The following is a 19,132-nucleotide window of genomic DNA, read 5'->3' as shown; positions in this document are numbered from 1 at the left end:
GGAGCGGGCGCAGCTGGATATGCCCGGGACCTGCGCGTACACGGCGCATGGGGAGTTCTCCCCATCGACGTTCTCCGGCATCGGATTTACGGTCGTTTCACCAGCACAACAGCGTCGGTCACCTCACCGACGCCATGGCGAAAGGACCTGTGACGGTGACGATTCTGAGTGAGAACACAGCGACCGGATACCTCCCCGCCCGCGCCACGATCGAGGCAGTATCCGGCGGCGCGGCCCACCGTGTGTCCACGCCCGAGCAGGGCCGGTCGCAGGTCCAGCCGACGCATCAACCGCACCGGGCCTACGTGGGTCGTGGGGGAGCCGGTTCGACCATGGGCGCGCGCGAGCGACGCACGCGTCGTCGCGAGGAGGCGCTCCTCAAGCTCTCGCGCCGGACCATGCCGCTCCCGGGCGTTGGCAGCGACGGGCGGGGTGTCGACGGGCGGGGACTGCATCTGGTGCCCGGAGCGGAGCGTCGCACCGACGGGCCGGGCTGCCCGGGTTGCTCGGGCGCGCGAGCCGATCAGTTGCGACCGCGCCTGTCCGAGCGCGAGATCGAGGTACTGCGCACCTGGTTGAGCGTCGACACCAAAGGTGAGGTCTCCGAACTGCTGTTCATCTCGTTGGGCACGGTCAACACCCACCTGACGCGCATCCGGGTGAAGTACTCCGAGGTCGGTCGTCCCGCTCCCACCAAGGCGGCACTGGTCGCCCGGGCCATCCAGGACGGCATCGTCGACCTCGACGAATTGTGACGAGTCGACCTCGACGAATTGTGACGAGTCGACCTCGACGAATTGTGACGAGCCGACCTCGACGAGTTGTGACGAGTCGACCTCGACGAGTTGTGACCGGTGTGGGGACCCTGGTGGTTCCTCGACGGGCGCCGGCCGCACCGACGACCGCTCGCCGGTGTGGTCGGGGCGGTAGGCGATAATCTCCCCTCGAAAGGGGAGACGACCACATGGCGACGATCGAGGAAATACTCGAGCTCGAACAGCTCGAGCGCGACATCTTTCGCGGGCAGGCCCACGAGAGCTATCTACAGCGCACATTCGGCGGTCAGGTGGCCGCTCAGGCGCTGGTCTCGGCCACGCGGACGGTGTCGCCGGAGTTCCACGTGCATTCGTTGCACGGGTACTTCCTGCGCCCGGGGATTCCCGACCGGCCCGCGGTCTATCTCGTCGAGCGACTGCGTGACGGCCGCTCGTTCGTGACGCGCCGCATCACCGGCATCCAGAACGGCGAGGCGATCTTCTCGATGTCGGCCTCCTTCCACATCGGCAACGAGGGCATCGAACACCAGGACACGATGCCGACGGTTCCGCCGGCCGATTCGATACCCGATCCGCTCGAGGACCCCGACCTCCCCAAGACCGGGGTGGTCAGGGAGTGGGAGAACTTCGACATCCGGCGAATCCCCAACGAGGAGTTCGTCACCGATCCGCTCCTCGCATCGCAGCAGCGCGTCTGGTTCCGCTACCGGCATACGCTGCCCGACGACAACGTCTTCCATGTGTGCACGCTCGCCTACATGAGCGATATGACGCTGCTGGGGTCGGCCAAGGCGGCGCATCCGGGGGTCGACGTCCAGGAGGCCTCACTCGATCACGCCATGTGGTTCATGCGACCGTTCCGCGCCGACGAGTGGCTGCTCTACGACCAGACGTCGCCGTTCGCCGGTTCCGGTCGCGCCCTGACGCAGGGCCGCATCTTCGACACCACCGGACGACTGGTCGCAGCGGTCACCCAGGAGGCCTCACCCGTACCGGCAGATCCGGTGCCCCCCCTGCGGCAGGACGATCGTCGGTGAGCCCGAGGATCGGTGTCCTCGCCCTGCAGGGTGACGTCCGTGAGCACCTGCATGCGCTGGCCGAGGTGGGCGCCGACGGTGTGACCGTGCGCCGACGGGCCGAACTCGATGAGGTCGACGGATTGATCATCCCCGGTGGGGAGTCCACGACGATGAGCAGACTGCTCGGAGTTCTCGACTTGCACGAACCGTTGCGCGAGCGCCTCTCGGCGGGGATGCCCGCCTACGGGTCGTGCGCGGGGATGATCATGCTCGCGACGTCGGTTCTCGACACTCGCCCGGACATGCGGACCCTCGATGGTCTCGACATCACGGTGCGCCGCAACGCCTTCGGTCGCCAGGTCGAATCGTTCGAGACCGACCTGGAGGTCGAGGGTGTGCCGGGCCCGCCGATGCGCGCGGTCTTCATCCGGGCGCCCTGGGTCGAGCAGGTGGGCCCGGGTGTGGAGGTGCTCGCCACGGTCCCCGACGGACCCGCCGAAGGCCGTGTGGTCGCGGTGCGCCAGGGGCAGGTGATCGCCACCTCGTTTCACCCCGAGGTGACCGGCGATCGGCGGATGCATCAGTACTTCACCGATCTGGTCGCCGGGTGAGCAGCCTCCGGTGACGGTGCTGTGAGTCTGGGCACGTAGAATTAATTGATTGTCCTCACCGGCGCAACGGTCACGCCTGGTACCCGACACGAAGGAACTCGAGCATGAGCGGCCATTCCAAATGGGCCACCACCAAGCACAAGAAGGCGGCCATCGACGCCAAGCGCGGCAAGATGTTCGCCAAGTTGATCAAGAACATCGAGGTCGCCGCGCGCACCGGCGGCGGTGATCCCGCGGGTAACCCCACGCTCTACGACGCGATCCAGAAGGCGAAGAAGTCGTCGGTTCCCAACGACAACATCGAACGCGCCCGCAAGCGCGGCGGTGGTGAGGAAGCCGGCGGTGCCGACTGGCAGACCATCACCTACGAGGGTTACGGCCCGAACGGTGTGGCGATCCTCATCGAATGCCTCACCGACAACCGCAACCGCGCCGCGGGCGAGGTGCGCACCGCGATGACGCGCAACGGCGGCAACATGGCCGATCCGGGTTCGGTGGCTTATCTGTTCACCCGCAAGGGTGTGGTGACGCTGGAGAAGGACGGCCAGTCCGAGGACGACGTCCTCATGGCGGTCCTCGACGCCGGCGCCGAGGAGGTCAACGATCTCGGCGACTCGTTCGAGGTCCTCAGCGAGCCCACTGATCTGGTCGCCGTGCGCACGGCCCTGCAGGAGGCCGGCATCGACTACGACTCGGCCGAGGCGAGTTTCCGTGCGTCGGTGGAGGTTCCGGTGGATGCAGACGGTGCACGCAAGGTCATCAAGCTGATCGACGCACTCGAGGACTGCGACGACGTGCAGGACGTCTACTCCAACGTCGACATCTCCGACGAGGTTCTCGCCGAGATCGACGACGAGTGACCTCACTCGGTAGATGAGGCAGATCCACGCGTGAAGGCCTTCGGCGACGCGGACCACGGCGGCAGCGTCGACCGGGTGCCTCACACCCGTTCGGCGATCGCGGGCCGACCGGGGTGGTCGTAGCGCACCTCGATGGTCGGTGTGGGTGCGTGTTCGGCGAACTCCAGCAGCGGCTCGATCGTCCACGTGAGATCCGGTGGCATGAGCCGGTCCAACGTGGCGCGTCCCATCCGCAGGGCGATCGAGAGATCCGGTGCCAGGATCGGGCGCAGCGTCATCGGCCCGGAGATGACGAGGATCTGATCCTCGGTGGCCGAGCGCATCTGGTCGCGAAACGATCTGTCCCGACGGCTGTCCCACAGGCGCGGCAGCCACCGGCCGTGATCGTGGAGCGCGTCGACCACCTCCCGACGCAGGGCAGGGTAGTCATACCAGCTGGTCAGGTAGCTCTCGGTATCGTGCGGTCCCCATTCGAGTCGTGTCGACGCGGGACGGATGAAGTCGTCGACGCGGACCACGTCGGCCGCGCGACCGGCGGTGCGGATCGTGTCGGCGACGTCGGCGGCCAGCGAGTCCGGATGCGCCGGCGGTGCACCGTCGACCACGACGATCGCGCGGCCGGGCAGCCGCAGCGCCCGGTCGGCGCACAACCGGACCAGCGCATCCGGTGCGATCGGTGAATATCCGATCGGTGAATATCTCGGCATTGCTGTCCATTCTCGCCCCTGCCTTTTCGCCCCTGCCTTTTCGCCCCTGCCAACGTGCAGCTCGACCTGGGTGGATCGGTCCCGGTGGTGATCGATCCCGGTGTTGATCGATCCCCGGGTCCTCGTACGCGCGGAATCGCGGTGTCGGCATCTTCTCGGAGTGCCCGTCTCGGAGTGTTGGTCCGACGTTGTGTCGGCGACGCCCAGTACAATCTCGAACAACTGTTCGGCAAGTCGGTGTGCGTCCGGAGGGAGTTCATGTGCGTGTGATGGGAGTCGACCCTGGCCTCACGCGGTGCGGGCTCGCACTGGTGGAGGCCGGGCGCGGTCGTTCCGTCACCGCGCTCGACGTCGACGTGGTGCGCACTCCCACCGACATGGACCTGGAATTGCGCCTGCTCACCGTCTACACGGCCGCCTGCCGCTGGCTCGACGTGCATCAACCCGATGTCGTGGCCATCGAACGCGTCTTCGCCCAGAATCAGGTGTCCACCGCGATGGGTACCGCGCAGGCCGGCGGTGTGATCGCGCTCGCGGCCGCGCAGCGGGACGTCCCGGTGCGATTCCACACTCCCTCGGAGGTGAAGGCGGCGGTGACCGGGAGCGGTCGAGCCGACAAGGCGCAGGTCACGATGATGGTCACCAAGATCCTCGGGATGCAGACCGCACCGCGCCCGGCCGATGCCGCCGACGCGCTCGCGCTGGCCATCTGTCACTGCTGGCGCGGTCCGATGGCCGAGCGGATGGCCGAGGCCGCCCGCCGTGCCGAGGCGCAACGTCGTCGGCATGCGGAGAAGGTCGCTGCCGCACGTGCGGCAGCAGACAAGGGCCGACGGCCGAGAGGTGCGGCAGATTCCAGCACAACAGATGCGGGCACGACAGGTTCAGGTACGGGGGTTGCGGTGACAGGTGATCGCTCATGATCGCGTCGGTGCGTGGACCGGTGCTCGACATCGCGCTCGACCACGCGGTGATCGACTGCGGCGGCGTCGGGTACACGGTGCTGGCCACCCCGTCGACCCTGGCCACGTTGGCGCGTGGACAGGAGGCCACCCTGCTGACGTCGATGATCGTCCGCGAGGACTCCATGACGCTCTACGGCTTCGTCAACGGCGATGCGCGTGCGCTGTTCGCTCTGCTGCAGACCGTCACCGGGGTGGGCCCACGCCTGGCGATGGCGACTCTGGCTGTGCTGCAACCGGATTCGCTGCGCAAAGCACTGGCCGACAGTGACGTCAAGGCCCTGACGACGGTTCCCGGGATCGGTAAGCGGGTTGCCGAGCGGCTGGTGGTGGAACTGCGTGACAAGGTCGACGCCGCAGCGGCCCCGACCCCGGGCAGAATCCCGGGCACGCCGGGCGCGATGACCGTTGCCGATCAGGTCGGTGAGGCTCTCGTCGGTCTCGGCTTCACCCAGGCGGCCGCCGAGAAGGCAGTCGCGGCGGTGATGGCCGAGGTGCCCGACGCCGATGCCTCGGCGCTGCTGCGGCAAAGCCTCACGATGCTGGGGCGCGCGCGATGAGTGAGGACATGCGTGGTGAATGAGGATGTGGACGGCGAGCGGGAGGTCAGCGCCGCATCGCTGGGCGCCGACGGCGACTTCGACTCCGGGCTGCGGCCGCGTTCGCTGGCCGACTTCATCGGCCAGGCAAAGGTCCGCGAACAACTCGAGCTGGTGCTCGCAGGGGCGAAGGGGCGGGGCGCCACGCCCGACCACATCCTGCTGTCAGGTCCGCCCGGGCTGGGCAAGACCTCCCTGGCGATGATCATCGCCGGCGAGATGGGGGCGGCGATCCGGGTGACGTCGGGGCCGGCGCTCGAGCGCGCCGGTGACCTCGCGGCGATGCTGTCCAACCTGGTCGAGGGCGATGTGCTGTTCATCGACGAGATCCACCGCATCGCGCGTCCCGCCGAAGAGATGCTCTACCTCGCGATGGAGGACTTCCGCGTCGACGTGGTGGTGGGCAAAGGACCCGGCGCCACCTCGATCCCACTCGACGTCGCACCGTTCACTCTGGTGGGCGCCACCACCCGCAGTGGTTCGCTCACCGGACCGCTGCGTGATCGCTTCGGGTTCACCGCACACATGGAGTTCTACGAACCGCCCGAGCTGCTCGCGGTACTGCGGCGGTCGGCCGCCATCCTCGGCATCCGGATGCGCGAGGACGCCGGCGCCGAGATCGCCCGCCGCTCCCGCGGCACGCCGCGTATCGCCAACCGTCTGCTCCGCCGGGTCCGTGACTATGCCGAGGTCCGCAGCGATGGGGAGGTCACCGTCGAGGTGGCGCGCGCAGCCCTGTCGGTCTACGACGTGGACTCGCAGGGTTTCGACCGCCTCGACCGTGCGGTGCTCGACGCCCTGGTCCGCGGTTTCGGCGGTGGTCCCGTCGGTGTGTCGACGCTCGCGGTGGCGGTCGGCGAGGAGCCGGCCACCGTCGAAGAGGTGTGTGAGCCGTTCCTCGTGCGCGCCGGCATGGTTGCCCGGACCCCGCGTGGGCGCGTGGCCACCGCGGCGGCCTGGAACCATCTGGGGCTCACACCGCCGGCCGGTGCGTTGAGTGCGGCGTTCGGGGTACGCGTGCGTGATCCGGGCACTGCCGATGCGGAACCTGCCGATGCGGAACCGACCGTCGGGCTGTTCGACGAGCTGTGATCGACATGGATCGGCATGCGTCGATCGTGCTCGTGGGTGATGGCCGATCCTGCCGTCCGCAGACCGCCGATGCTGCTCGTCACAGCCATTCTGACGTGCCGAATACGGCAACCCGGGTGTATCGGCGTCGGCATAGGTGGCACACTGGAGAGTCGAGCGCGGCGGACCGCGCAAGACTATCGACGTACCCCGAGGACTGAAATCACACAATGAGTATCATTCTGCCCGTCATCCTGGTGCTTCTCGCCGGCTTCATGTACCTGCAGATCCGCAGGCAGAAGAAGGCTGTGGCCCAGGCCCAGCAGATGCAGGATTCGCTGCAGGCCGGAGCGCGCGTGCAGACGACCTCGGGCGTCTACGGCACGGTCGTGGGTCTCGGCGACGGCGTGGTCGACCTCGAACTGGCCCCGGGCTATGTCACCCGCTGGAACCGTCTGGCCGTGCGTGAGGTCGTCCATCCCGACGACCTGCCGGCCTCGTTCCCCGGCTATGTCGCCCCGGAGAACCACGAACTCTCCGATGACCACCTCGCCGATGGTCATGGGGCCACCGACGTCTCGTCGACCGACCTGGGGGCCGAGAATCCTCAGTTCCACGACGACACGATCCGTGACGATGCCGACGACAGGCGCGAGAACCGCTGATCACACCACTGCCGCCGCGTGCCGACCGCCGTCGCGCACGCGGTGGTTCCTGTGTGGCCGTGACGGTGTGACCGGATCGGGCAGCCCGGCCGTCCCGTGAGGATGCGGCAGCCCGATCCCACCGACAAAGGAGTACGAAGCAGCGTGGCAGATTCTGAACGCCGGACGTCTCGACGTCCGGCGCCGAGTCGTGAGGTTCCGCCCTCGCGGCTGTTGGCGTTGTTTTTCCTGCTGATGATCATCGTGTACGCCCTGGTGTTCTTCACCGGCGGCGGCTCACCGAAACCCAAACTGGGTATCGATCTGCAGGGTGGCACGCGTGTGACGCTGACCGCCCGTACCCCTGACGGGTCCGCGCCGAGTCGCGATCAGCTCGACAAGGCCAAGGACATCATCGAACAGCGCGTCAACGGCCTCGGTGTCAGCGGCTCGGAGGTGATCGTCGACGGTAAGAACCTGGTGATCACGGTGCCCGGCAACGACGGCAAGGAGGCACGCAGCCTCGGTCAGACCGCTCGCCTGTACGTCCGGCCGGTCGAACAGGTCGCCGCGGCGACGGCGCAACAGGGCACGCCGCCGAAGTCGGCCTCCTCGGAGGCGACGTCACCGGAGGCGATCAACGCCGCCAAGACCGCGCGCCAGGCTCCCAAGAACGCCGACGCGGCAACCCTGGACAAACTCAAGGCGCAGATGGCCAAACTCGACTGCGCGCCCACTGCCGCCGATCCTCTGCAGGGCAACGACGATCCCAACCAGTACCTGGTGTCGTGTTCGCAGGACGGCACCCAGGTGTATCTGCTCGGGCCCTCGATCATCGACGGGCGCGACATCTCCAGCGCCTCGGCGACCACGAGCCAGCAGGGCGGTGGGTGGATCGTCGACGTGTCGTTCAAGGGTGCCGCCAAGGATTTCTGGCCCAAGTACACCGCCGAGAACATCGGCAAGCAGACAGCCTTCACCCTCGACTCGCGGGTGGTGTCCGCGCCGCAGATCCAGGGCGCGATCAACTCCACCTCGACACAGATCTCGGGCAACTTCAGCCAGGACGAGGCCAAGAACCTCGCCAACGTGCTCAAGTACGGTTCTCTGCCGCTGTCGTTCAAGTCCTCCGACGCCGAATCGGTCTCGGCGACGCTGGGATTCCAGTCACTCAAAGCGGGCCTGATCGCCGGCGCGGTGGGACTGGTCCTGGTGTTCCTCTACGCCCTGATCTACTACCGCATGCTCGGCACGCTGGTGCTGGCTTCGCTGGTGCTCTCGGGCGTGATGGTCTACGGGATCATGGTGCTGCTCGGGCGGTGGATCGGGTTCACCCTCGACCTCTCCGGCATCGCCGGTCTGATCATCGGTATCGGTATGACCGCGGACTCGTTCGTCGTCTACTTCGAGCGCATCAAGGACGAGATGCGTGAGGGTCGCAGTTTCCGCTCGGCGGTACCACGCGGCTGGGCGAGTGCGCGTCGCACCATCTGGACCGGCAACGCCGTGACCCTGATCGCGGCGGTGGTGCTCTACATCCTCGCCGTCGGCGATGTGAAGGGCTTCGCCTTCACCCTGGGCCTGACCACCGTGCTCGACCTGGTGATCGTGTTCCTGGTGACACATCCGCTGATGGTCTACGCGAGCAGATCCAAGTTCTGGGCACGCCCCTCGGTCAACGGACTCGGCGCGGTCGCCGAGGTCGGCCGCCGTAAGCACACCGCGTCGGCCGGCGAGGACTCCTCGTCGCGCCCGACCGCGTCGACCGGTGGAGGTTCACGATGACGTCATCGGACAACAAGAACTCGAACGACCCCACGACGCCGGGCGCTCACGAACACCCCGACGACACCGCACACCCCGGTGACGTGAACACCACGGACGTGAAGGCGGGTGTCGAGGAGACGATCGCCGAGCAGGGCAACACCCGCCCCAACGCGACCTCACCCGGCCCGGCCACGACCGGTTCGCTGCTCTCGCGGCTCTACACCGGCACCGGCGCCTTCGACGTGGTGGGTCGGCGCAAGATGTGGTTCGTCATCACCGCGGTGATCATGGTGATCTGCATCCTGAGCATGATCTTCCGCGGTTTCTCACTCTCGATCGACTTCGAGGGCGGTACGCAGGTCTCGTTCCCGGCCACCTCCCAGACCTCCACGTCAGCGGTCGACAACGCCTACTCCGACGCGCTGGGTTCGAGCCCGCAGTCGGTGCAGACCGCCGGCTCCGGCGCGAGCAAGACCGTGCAGATCCGCACCGAGACCCTCGACAACGCGCAGCTGCAGAAGCTGACCGACGAACTCGTGAACCGGTTCGGACCCGAGGTGACCAGGGACAACGTGTCGAGTTCGGATGTGAGCTCGACGTGGGGTGACGAGATCACCAAGAAGGCGATCATCGCGCTCATCGTGTTCCTGGTGATCGTGCTGATCTACATCACCGTGCGCTTCGACAGGGAGATGGCGATCTCGTCGATCGCCGCACTCATCTTCGACATCGTGGTCACCGCCGGCATCTACTCGCTGGTGGGATTCGAGGTGAGCCCGGCGACCGTCATCGGCCTGCTCACCATCCTGGGCTTCTCGCTGTATGACACCGTCGTGGTGTTCGACAAGGTGGGGGAGAACACCCGGGCGGTCACCAAGACCACCCGGCGCACCTACGGTGAACAGGCCAATCTGGCCGTCAATCAGACGTTCATGCGCTCGATCAACACGACCCTGATCTCGATCCTGCCGATCCTGGCGCTCATCGTCGTCGCCGTGTGGATGCTGGGCGTGGGCATGCTCAAGGACCTCGCGCTCATCCAGCTGGTCGGCGTGATCTCGGGCACCTACTCGTCGATCTTCTTCGCCACGCCGCTGCTGGTGACGTTGAAGAACAAGCGAGCCGAGTACAAGCGTCACAACGCCAAGGTCGCCGCCCGCCGCCGTGGCGAGGACGCGATCGAGGACGCGCCGCGCCCGGCGAAGGTGGCGGCCGGTTCGGCGGCCACCCGCAGTGCCGCGGCCGGCACCGCCACCCCTCGCATCACCACGAGCGAGCCGACCTTCACCGCCCGTGGCGACTACGCGCCGCGCCCGCAGACCAAACGCAGTGCCGCCGGCAATCGTCCGACCGGGAAACGCCGCAAATAGTCCTCACGCCGGTCACGTCGGTCCGACGATAGGGTGGCCCAACGTGAGGCAACGCAGGCTGATCTGGCTCGGTGTGGTGCTGGCCGTCGTCGCCGCCACGCTGATGTCCTGCTCGTCGGGTTCCGCGCCGCGAACGGTGAACTATCTGGTCGATGCCCGGGTCGGCACGTACAACCCCAACACGGTGGACGGGTCGGCTGACGGCGTGCTGATGGCGTTCACCCGGACGCTGCCGGGGTTCTCCTATCTCGGTCCGGACGGGCGTGTGGTGGCCGATCACGACTTCGGAACGGCCACACCCGAACCCGGCGACCGCTTGCGCGTGCGCTACGCGATCAACCCGCGCGCGACGTACTCCGATCAGGTCGCGGTGACCTGTGACGATCTGGTGCTGGCGTGGGCAGCCCAGAGTGGCCGGTTCGACGGATTCGCCCCGGCCACCACCGCCGGGTACCGGGACATCGAGTCGGTGGACTGCACCCCGGGCAGCCGGGAGGCAGTGGTCACGTTCGCTGCCGGGCGCAACGACAATGAGTGGGATGCACTGTTCGGCGCGGGCGCTCTCCTGCCCTCGCATGTGATCGCTCGGGCAGTGGGCGTGGGCAGCGTGGTCACCCCGATACGGGGCAACGACAGCGCCGCGATCGCACGCATCGCCCGATTCTGGAACACCGGCTGGACCCTGACTCCGGGTCGGCTCGGTGATGCGGCCGCGGTGTCTGCGCTGTTCCCCTCTGCCGGGCCGTATCGCCTGCACTCCTACAGCGAGCGTGGCGGACTGGTGCTGGTGGCCAACGACTCGTGGTGGGGTCCGGCGCCGGTCGAGAAGCGGATCACCGTGTGGCCTCGCGGCACAGACGGGTCCGAGCGGCTCAAGGCGGGGGATGTCGACGTGATGGACACCAGCGCCAACACCTACGGCGACCAGTCGGTGTCGGGCGGTTCGGGGGGCTCGGCGTCGGCCGCGCCGGTCTCGCCGACCTCGGGTATCGGACGGCTCGGCGTCGAACAGATCGTGATGTCGTCATCAGGGCTCTTCGCCGACCCGGCGATGCGACAGGCCTTCGCCTACTGTGTGCCGCGCGATCAACTCGCCCAACGCTTCTCCGGCGGGGCGGGTGTGTGGAACCTGCACATCGCCGCGCCGGGTTCGCTGACCGGAGTGGCGCTGTCGAATGCCTTCGGCGGTGACCACGCCCGTGCCGACCTCACGCGTGCGCGCGCGCTGCTACCCGCCGGCGGCGCCGCGCCGGTGGTGCGGATCGGTTATCTCGCACCCGATTACCGCCGGGCCGCGATCGTGCGCGCGATCGCCGACTCCTGCGCCGAGGCGGGTATCACGATCCGCGACATGGGATCACCAGGGTTCACCGTCGGCGACCTCGGCCGCAGTGTCGACGCCGTGATCACCGCCGGTGGTGCATCGCTGGCCGCCTCGGGGGCAGCGGACCCGATCCGCGACGCCTATGCCTTCGTGGGTGCCGACCCGCTCAACATCGGCGGATTCGGTTCGCCGAGGGTCGACGACGCCGTCGCCGAACTCGCTGTGGCCACCGACGACACCGCGCGGATCGCTCTGATGCGCACCATCGAGACCGAGCTGTGGGCACAGATGCCCGCGCTGCCCTTGTTCGCCGCCCCGCGGACCCAGCAGACGGCCGACACAATGAGAACCGTGGTGAGCGGAGCGGCTCGCTCTGCGACGGGATGGAACATGGACCGGTGGGAGATGTCATGACAGATGAGTCGGCACGGCAACGCGGTGCCGAAGGGGATCCGCGCGAGCACGCCCGGGCGCTGATCGATGAGAAGACGCGACGGGTGCCCGATTTCCCGGAGAAGGGCATCATCTTCCAGGACCTGAGTCCGGTCCTCGCTGACGGCGATGGGCTGGCGAGTGTGGTCGACGGGCTGATCTACGGCCTCGGCGACGTCGATCTGGTGGGTGGGATCGACGCGCGCGGTTTCCTCATCGGTGGAGCCGTGGCATTACGTCTCGGGGTGGGGGTGCTGGCGATCCGTAAGGCCGGCAAGCTGCCACCTCCGACGCATCGACGCGAATACGAGCTCGAATACGGCACCGCCTCACTGGAACTGCCCGCCGACGGCATGGACCTCGTCGGCAAGCGGGTGCTGGTGGTCGACGACGTACTCGCCACCGGCGGCACCGCGATCGCGGCGGTGGATCTGCTCACCGACGTGGGTGCCGAGGTGGTCGCGGTGGCCACGATCATGGAACTCGACGGACTCGGCGGCCATGAGCGGGTCGCCAAACACCTCGGCGGTGACATCCCGGTGACGTGTCTGTGGGTGGGCTGAGCACGGTGGTCACCGGACACCGGAAACCACGGGATATCGGGGGCACGGATTAAAATCGGGCTGGTCACGTGTTTGACTACAGATCACGATGTGTTCCGAACGGCAGATCAGCCGGGGTGGTCTGTCGGTCACGGCCCGAGCCGACCGATCGCCGCGTCGCACCGCCGGCCGTGCCGGGTCGACGAGCATGACGGGGTGCAAGGCCCTGACTGAGGAGGTGGCTGTGGACGAGCAGCAGCGCGCGGTGTCGGTGGCCCCGGTCGCCGACGATCCAAACCGACCCGACCAGAACCGACCCGATCAGAACGGATCTGACGCGAACAGATCCGACCCTGCCGAGGAGCGAGGCGCTGCCCGCCAGGGTTCGCGGTCGGATGCGACAACCCAGGCTCCGGCACCCAGTGATTCCGGGTCCAGCGGCGCCGGCGGTGCCGCTACGACCGGAGCCGCCGCAAACACTGCCTCCCCGCGCGACGATGTCCCATCGAGCAACGGCAGCGTCCCATCGAGCAATGGCGGCGTCCCATCGAGCAATGGCAGCGTCCCATCGAGCAATGGCGGCGTCCCATCGAGCAATGGCAGCCGGGACAACGGTGTGGGGCGGACCGCCGATGCGGTGACCGCGCCTCCGCAGGGGGTCGGTGCCTCGCGACCGGTCGGGTCGGCCTCGACCTCCCGTCGTGTGCGCGCCCGCCTGGCCCGTCGGATGACCGCGACCAAGAGCCCCATCCGGTCGGTGCTCGAACCACTGGTGACGCTGCATCGCGAGGTCTACCCGAAGGCCGACACCACGCTGCTGCAGCGTGCCTACGATGTGGCCGAGGCGCGCCATGAGGGGCAGTTCCGCAAGTCCGGAGACCCCTACATCACCCATCCGCTGGCGGTCGCGACCATCCTCGCCGACCTCGGGATGGACACCACCACCCTGGTCGCGGCGCTACTGCACGACACCGTCGAGGACACCGGCTACACCCTCGATGAGCTCACCGCCGACTTCGGCAGTGAGGTCGCACATCTCGTCGACGGCGTGACGAAACTCGACAAGGTCGCGCTCGGCCATGCCGCCGAAGCCGAGACCATCCGCAAGATGATCATCGCCATGGCGCGTGACCCGCGCGTGTTGGTGATCAAGGTCGCCGACCGGCTGCACAACATGCGCACCATGCGCTTCCTGCCGCCGGAGAAGCAGGCGCGTAAGGCCCGCGAGACCCTCGAGGTGATCGCGCCGCTGGCTCACCGACTCGGTATGGCCACGGTCAAGTGGGAACTCGAGGACCTCTCGTTCGCGATCCTGCACCCCAAGCGCTACGAAGAGATCGTGCGACTGGTCGCCGACCGCGCACCCTCGCGTGACACATACCTGGCGAAGGTGCGAGCCGACATCGAACGTGCGCTGGGCGACCAGCGGATCGACGCGACGGTCGCCGGTCGGCCTAAGCACTATTGGTCGATCTACCAGAAGATGATCGTCAAGGGCCGCGAGTTCGACGACATCCACGACCTGGTGGGCATCCGCATCCTGTGCCCGGAGGTCCGCGACTGCTACGCCGCGATCGGCGTCGTGCACGCCCTGTGGCAGCCGATGGCCGGTCGGTTCAAGGATTACATCGCCCAGCCGCGATTCGGTGTCTACCAGTCGCTGCACACCACCGTCATCGGGCCCGAGGGCAAACCTCTGGAGGTGCAGATCCGCACCGAGGAGATGCACCGCACAGCGGAATTCGGCATCGCTGCCCACTGGCGCTACAAGGAGACCAAGGGCCGCAACGCCAAGGATGACGCGGCCGAGGTCGAGGAGATGGCGTGGATGCGCCAACTGCTCGACTGGCAGCGGGAGGCCGCCGATCCGGGCGAGTTCCTCGAGTCGCTGCGTTATGACCTCGCGGTCAAGGAGATCTTCGTCTTCACGCCCAAGGGCGATGTCATCACACTCCCGGCCGGGTCCACGCCGGTCGACTTCGCCTATGCCGTGCACACCGAGGTGGGGCATCGATGTATCGGTGCGCGCGTCAACGGGCGACTGGTCGCACTCGAACGCAAACTCGAGAACGGCGAGGTCGTCGAGGTGTTCACCTCCAAAGACGACAACGCCGGTCCGTCGCGGGACTGGCAGTCGTTCGTGGTGTCACCGCGTGCCAAGGCCAAGATCCGCCAGTGGTTCGCCAAGGAGCGTCGCGAGGAGGCGCTGGAGTCCGGCAAGGACGCCATCGCCAAGGAGGTACGCCGCGGGGGACTGCCGCTGCAACGGTTGATGAACGCCGAGTCGATGGCCGCGATCTCGACCGAGCTGCACTATCCCGACGTCTCGGCGCTCTACGCCGCGGTCGGCGAGGGTCATGTGTCCGCACGCCACGTGGTCAGCCGTCTGGTCGCTTCACTCGGCGGGCTCGACGACGCCGAGGAGGAACTCGCCGAGCGTTCGACCCCGTCGACGATGCCCACGCGGTCCCGTCAGACCGGTGATGCCGGGGTGCTGGTCACCGGAGCCGACGGTGTGGTGGCCAAGTTGGCCAAATGCTGTACGCCGGTCCCCGGTGACGACATCCTGGGCTTCGTGACGCGCGGGGGAGCGGTTTCCGTGCACCGCACCGACTGCACCAACGTCGCCTCACTCCAGCAGCAGTCCGAACGACTCATCGAGGTGACGTGGGCGCCCAACCCGTCGTCGGTGTTCCTGGTGGCGATCCAGGTGGAGGCGCTCGACCGTCACCGGCTGCTCTCGGACATCACCAAGGTCCTCGCCGACGAGCGGGTGAACATCCTGTCGGCGTCGGTCACCACCAGTCGTGACCGGGTGGCCATCAGCAAGTTCAATTTCGAGATGGGCGACCCGAAGCACCTGGGACACGTGCTCAATGTGGTCCGCAACGTGGAGGGCGTCTTCGACGTCTATCGCGTCACGTCGGCTGCCTGACGGTCCCGGTCTGCCCCAGTCCCGGTCTGCCCCAGTCCCGGTCTGCCCGGCCGGCTCAGGCGACCTTGGCGGTCTCGATGTGCACCGGCAGCTTCGGGGCACCGTCGGTGGGAGAGGTCGCGAAGGCGTTGAGCTTGCCGGTCGCCTGGTCCTGACCCGACGGCTCAGGAGTCGGCGTCACACCGGCGGCGTACACTTTGTCGATCACCGCCATGCCCGCATCGTCGACAGTGCCGACGACCGAGTAGTTCGGCGGCAGTTGAGAATCCTTGGCGACGATGAAGAACTGCGCCGAACCGGTGTTCTGGCCGGTCGGGGCGCTGCCGTAACCGGGCGAGTAGGAGTTCGCGATCGCGATCGTGCCGCGCGGGTAGATCGCCAGGCTCGATCCGGGCATCTGCTGTTCGCTGCCGGGCACCGTCTTCAGATCGGTCGGGAACTCGTCGGGGCTCGACCAGCCGGGGTTACCCAGACCGGTTGCGGTGGGATCGCCGCACTGCAACACGGCGAGCTTGCTCTGCTCGGTCGCGGTGACCAGACGATGGCAGTCGGAGTCGTTGAAGTACTTCTCGTCGGCCAGATGCACGAAGGCGTTGACATTACATGCCGCTCCCGAGCGGTTGAGTGTCATCGGGATGGCCCCCTGCGAGGTCTGCATCGTCAGATCGACCTTGCCGCTGTTCTTCGGCCGGGAGTCGGGCTTGGAGGTCGTGCGGGCCTTCTTCTCGCCGGTCGCGAGGCGGTCCTTGTACTGCGCGGCGAAGGTGGCCTGTTCGCCGGTCAGATTGTCGGCGACGGGCGGAAGTGACCCGAAGTTGTTCTTCGCGTCGACGTAATCGCAGCGCGCATGTTCGGAGTTGTAGACGTGATCCTGGTAGGCATCGATCGCGAAGTAGGCGCCGACGGCGATGGCCACCACCACGACGAAACCGGTGGAGCCGAGGATGATTCGGCGGCGCTTGCGCGCCTGTGCGCGTTGCGCGGCGAGGCGCTCCTCGAGTTTGCGCTTGGCCGCCTGCCGACGTTCCTCGTTGCTCGTCACTGTCTTCTGTGCTCCGTTTCGCCTTCGGCGTGTGCCCGCGCCGGATGGGGGTCCCAGTGCCACTGCCGGGAGAAAGTGTGCCAGTCGTTTCTTAGAGAAGCATGTACGGGGTGGGTGCCGTGTCGCTCGCGGCGCTCTGGAGTCCACGTGAACCGTCCGGCCGCGATTGACCGACCGCATGGGGGTGTGACGGGCATTGTTTGACAAGATGGAGTTATGTGCTGCGTCCGGTATACACACCCGACCTCGACGGTCGGCCCGACAGGGAAGTAGGTGCGACATATGGTGATCACCGGGTTCCCGGCAGGCATGTTCCAGACGAACTGTTATGTGGTGGCCCCGGCCGCCGGTGGTGAGGCCGTGATCATCGACCCCGGCCAGGATGCCGCGCCGAACGTCGACAAACTCCTCGCCGACCACGACCTGACACCGGTCGCGGTGCTGCTGACGCACGGTCATCTCGACCACACCTGGAACGCCGCGCCGGTCGCCGATCGCTACGGCATCCCGATCTACCTGCACCCGCATGACCGCGCGATGCTCGAGGATCCTGCCGTCGGGGTGGGGCCGACCCTCGGCGCGATGCTGCCCGGGATCACCTACACCGCACCGACCGACGTGCGCGACTTCGTCGACCGGCGGACCGAACACCTGGCCGGCATCGACATCGCGATCGACCACGCACCCGGTCACACCCAGGGGTCGGTACTGCTGTCGGTCACCACCGACGACGGCGTCGATGTGGTGTTCTCCGGGGACGTTCTGTTCGCCGGGTCGATCGGCCGGTCGGACCTGCCCGGCGGCGACGGCGAGCAGTTGCTGGCCAGCATCGCCGCCACGCTGCTCCCACGCTCCGACCAGACGCTGGTGCTGCCCGGACACGGACCCTCGACCACCATCGGCGACGAGCGGCGGTCGAACCCCTTCCTGGCCGGACTGACACCGACCGGCAAGGACGTCTGAGCCGACTGACGTGCCGTCGGCACCGGTAGACAGATGACCATCTTCACAGCTGACCGTCACCACGGCTGACCATCACCACAGCGAAAGGGCGCGACCACACGTGAGCGCAGGTTTTCAGGCTCCCAAGGGCATCCCGGATTACGTTCCGCCGGTATCGGCGCAGTTCCTTGCCGTGCGCGACGAGCTCACCCGGGCCGCTCGGCTGGCCGGATACTCCCACATCGAGTTGCCGGTGTTCGAGGACACTGCGTTGTTCGCTCGCGGTGTAGGGGAGTCCACCGATGTGGTGAGCAAGGAGATGTACACGTTCACCGATCGCGGTGACCGCTCGGTGTCGCTGCGTCCGGAGGGCACGGCCGGGGTGATGCGCGCGGTCATCCAGCACGGACTCGATCGCGGCACCCTGCCGGTGAAACTCTGCTACGCGGGGCCCTTCTTCCGCTATGAGCGACCGCAGACGGGTCGGTACCGCCAGCTGCAGCAGGTGGGGGTCGAGGCGATCGGCGTGGATGATCCGGCCCTGGACGCCGAGGTCATCGCCATCGCCGACGAGGCCTACCGCAGGCTCGGCCTGACCGGATATCGGCTGGAGATCACCTCACTCGGCGACAACAGCGACCGGCCGCAGTACCGGGCGTTGCTGCAGGAGTTCCTCGCCGGACTCGACCTCGACGACGCGACGCGCCGGCGCGCGGAGATCAACCCGCTGCGGGTGCTCGACGACAAGCGACCCGAGATGCGTGCGGCCACCGCCGACGCTCCGCTCATGGTCGATCATCTCTCCGAGGCCAGTCGTGAACACTTCGAGGCGGTGCTGGGACACCTGCGGCGGCTCGGCGTCTCCTATGAGGTCAATCCGCGCCTGGTGCGCGGCCTCGACTACTACACCAAGACGACGTTCGAATTCGTCCACGACGGTCTCGGCGCGCAATCGGGTATCGGCGGCGGCGGCCGCTACGACGGGCTCATGGCACAGCTCGGCGGCAAGGCCGGGCTGTCGGGGATCGGCTTCGGGCTCGGTGTCGACCGCACCGTCTTGGCGTGTGAGGCCGAGGGCGTCACCCCCGGCGACACCGCCCGGGTCGATGTCTTCGGTGTTCCGATGGGTGCCGCTGCCAAGGACCGGCTGGTGGTGATCGCCGGTGAGCTGCGCGCGGTGGGGATCCGGGTCGACCTCGCCTACGGCGACCGCGGGCTCAAGGGGTCGATGAAGGCCGCCGACCGCTCGGGTGCGGCGGTGGCGCTGGTGCTCGGGGATCGCGAACTCGAGGCCGGTCAGATCGAGATCAAGAACCTGCGCACCGGCGACCAGCACGCCGCCGACCTCGACTCGGTGGTGGCGCAGGTGCGGCAGGTGCTCGACACGGTGTCAGTCGACGCGGGTCATCTCGCGTCGCAGGACCTCTAGTGTCCTGAGTCATTAATTCGTGTGCAGTAGTGGGCGATGGAGTCGAGGATCTGGTCAGCGGTCTTGACCCACACGTAGGGGCGGGGGTTGTCGTTCCAGG

General features: G+C 67.5%; 16 protein-coding genes and 1 pseudogene. 15 read left to right on the top strand and 2 right to left on the bottom strand.

What is annotated here, in order from left to right:
- Positions 1–155 precede the first annotated feature (155 nt).
- The 4 genes and pseudogenes from IEW22_RS16680 (at position 156) to IEW22_RS16665 (ending at position 3,266) form a co-directional block, all read left to right on the top strand.
- Positions 156–755, top strand: coding sequence for a response regulator transcription factor (locus IEW22_RS16680; RefSeq protein WP_308421412.1), 600 nt, complete (start codon positions 156–158; stop codon positions 753–755).
- A 209-nt stretch (positions 756–964) separates the two neighbouring features.
- A pseudogene (locus IEW22_RS16675) lies at positions 965–1,779 on the top strand (acyl-CoA thioesterase); the annotation flags it as partial.
- 30 nt (positions 1,780–1,809) lie between these two features.
- Positions 1,810–2,406 (top strand): pyridoxal 5'-phosphate synthase glutaminase subunit PdxT, encoded by a 597-nt coding sequence (gene pdxT, locus IEW22_RS16670; RefSeq protein WP_188587986.1) that lies wholly within the window; start codon positions 1,810–1,812, stop codon positions 2,404–2,406.
- Between the two features lie 104 nt (positions 2,407–2,510).
- On the top strand, positions 2,511–3,266 hold the full coding sequence (locus IEW22_RS16665; RefSeq protein ID WP_188587984.1) for a YebC/PmpR family DNA-binding transcriptional regulator: 756 nt from the start codon (positions 2,511–2,513) through the stop codon (positions 3,264–3,266).
- A gap of 80 nt (positions 3,267–3,346) precedes the next feature.
- On the opposite strand, the gene IEW22_RS16660 is transcribed toward IEW22_RS16665, so the two are convergent.
- Positions 3,347–3,973: a nucleoside/nucleotide kinase family protein gene (locus IEW22_RS16660; RefSeq protein ID WP_188587982.1), complete on the bottom strand. Its 627-nt coding sequence runs from the start codon at positions 3,971–3,973 to the stop codon at positions 3,347–3,349.
- Positions 3,974–4,233: 260 nt separating this feature from the next.
- On the opposite strand from IEW22_RS16660, the gene ruvC reads away from it, so the two are divergent.
- From ruvC to IEW22_RS16615, 9 genes are all read left to right on the top strand, one after another.
- Complete coding sequence (ruvC, locus tag IEW22_RS16655; protein WP_188587980.1) at positions 4,234–4,896, top strand: crossover junction endodeoxyribonuclease RuvC; 663 nt, start codon at positions 4,234–4,236, stop codon at positions 4,894–4,896.
- The gene (ruvA, locus tag IEW22_RS16650; RefSeq protein ID WP_188587978.1) at positions 4,893–5,495 is read left to right on the top strand and encodes a Holliday junction branch migration protein RuvA; all 603 of its coding nucleotides are present in this window, start codon (positions 4,893–4,895) and stop codon (positions 5,493–5,495) included. Before ruvC ends, ruvA begins: the two co-directional genes overlap by 4 nt.
- Before the next feature lie 15 nt (positions 5,496–5,510).
- Positions 5,511–6,626 carry a Holliday junction branch migration DNA helicase RuvB gene (ruvB, locus tag IEW22_RS16645; RefSeq protein WP_188587976.1) on the top strand — a complete coding sequence of 372 codons (1,116 nt, stop codon included), beginning with the start codon at positions 5,511–5,513 and terminating at the stop codon, positions 6,624–6,626.
- Positions 6,627–6,835: 209 nt separating this feature from the next.
- Positions 6,836–7,270, top strand: a complete 435-nt coding sequence (gene yajC, locus IEW22_RS16640; protein ID WP_188587975.1) for a preprotein translocase subunit YajC — start codon at positions 6,836–6,838, stop codon at positions 7,268–7,270.
- A gap of 102 nt (positions 7,271–7,372) precedes the next feature.
- Positions 7,373–9,034: a protein translocase subunit SecD gene (gene secD, locus IEW22_RS16635; RefSeq protein ID WP_188588020.1), complete on the top strand. Its 1,662-nt coding sequence runs from the start codon at positions 7,373–7,375 to the stop codon at positions 9,032–9,034.
- An 83-nt stretch (positions 9,035–9,117) separates the two neighbouring features.
- Positions 9,118–10,386, top strand: coding sequence for a protein translocase subunit SecF (secF, locus tag IEW22_RS16630; protein ID WP_373284224.1), 1,269 nt, complete (start codon positions 9,118–9,120; stop codon positions 10,384–10,386).
- 43 nt (positions 10,387–10,429) lie between these two features.
- The gene (locus tag IEW22_RS16625; RefSeq protein WP_229742830.1) at positions 10,430–12,124 is read left to right on the top strand and encodes an ABC transporter substrate-binding protein; all 1,695 of its coding nucleotides are present in this window, start codon (positions 10,430–10,432) and stop codon (positions 12,122–12,124) included.
- The gene (locus IEW22_RS16620) at positions 12,121–12,705 is read left to right on the top strand and encodes an adenine phosphoribosyltransferase (RefSeq protein WP_188587971.1); all 585 of its coding nucleotides are present in this window, start codon (positions 12,121–12,123) and stop codon (positions 12,703–12,705) included. The genes IEW22_RS16625 and IEW22_RS16620 overlap by 4 nt, the downstream gene beginning before the upstream one ends.
- A 616-nt stretch (positions 12,706–13,321) precedes the next feature.
- Complete coding sequence (locus IEW22_RS16615; protein WP_229742836.1) at positions 13,322–15,619, top strand: RelA/SpoT family protein; 2,298 nt, start codon at positions 13,322–13,324, stop codon at positions 15,617–15,619.
- A gap of 55 nt (positions 15,620–15,674) precedes the next feature.
- On the opposite strand, the gene IEW22_RS16610 is transcribed toward IEW22_RS16615, so the two are convergent.
- Complete coding sequence (locus IEW22_RS16610) at positions 15,675–16,661, bottom strand: peptidylprolyl isomerase (RefSeq protein WP_188587969.1); 987 nt, start codon at positions 16,659–16,661, stop codon at positions 15,675–15,677.
- 282 nt (positions 16,662–16,943) lie between these two features.
- Here IEW22_RS16610 and IEW22_RS16605 point away from each other — a divergent pair, with 282 nt between their 5' ends.
- Together IEW22_RS16605 and hisS are read left to right on the top strand one after the other, a co-directional pair.
- A complete protein-coding gene (locus IEW22_RS16605; RefSeq protein ID WP_188587967.1) occupies positions 16,944–17,624 on the top strand; it encodes an MBL fold metallo-hydrolase in 681 nt (226 codons plus the stop codon).
- Between the two features lie 100 nt (positions 17,625–17,724).
- Entirely contained in the window at positions 17,725–19,032 is a 1,308-nt protein-coding gene (gene hisS, locus IEW22_RS16600) for a histidine--tRNA ligase (protein ID WP_188587965.1), read from the top strand.
- Positions 19,033–19,132: the final 100 nt, after the last annotated feature.

Source organism: Gordonia jinhuaensis, assembly GCF_014639795.1.
Classification (GTDB): Bacteria; Actinomycetota; Actinomycetes; order Mycobacteriales; family Mycobacteriaceae; genus Gordonia_B; species Gordonia_B jinhuaensis.
This window is presented reverse-complemented; position numbering and strand designations above follow the sequence as displayed.

Excerpts from the sequence above, each read along its gene's own strand:
- secD (WP_188588020.1), top strand. The coding sequence starts at position 7,373 with ATGCGGCAGCCCGATCCCACCGACAAAGGAGTACGAAGCAGCGTGGCA.
- IEW22_RS16605 (WP_188587967.1), top strand. The coding sequence starts at position 16,944 with ATGGTGATCACCGGGTTCCCGGCAGGCATGTTCCAGACGAACTGTTAT.
- yajC (WP_188587975.1), top strand. The coding sequence starts at position 6,836 with ATGAGTATCATTCTGCCCGTCATCCTGGTGCTTCTCGCCGGCTTCATG.
- IEW22_RS16660 (WP_188587982.1), bottom strand. The coding sequence starts at position 3,973 with ATGCCGAGATATTCACCGATCGGATATTCACCGATCGCACCGGATGCG.
- ruvA (WP_188587978.1), top strand. The coding sequence starts at position 4,893 with ATGATCGCGTCGGTGCGTGGACCGGTGCTCGACATCGCGCTCGACCAC.
- IEW22_RS16665 (WP_188587984.1), top strand. The coding sequence starts at position 2,511 with ATGAGCGGCCATTCCAAATGGGCCACCACCAAGCACAAGAAGGCGGCC.
- IEW22_RS16620 (WP_188587971.1), top strand. The coding sequence starts at position 12,121 with ATGACAGATGAGTCGGCACGGCAACGCGGTGCCGAAGGGGATCCGCGC.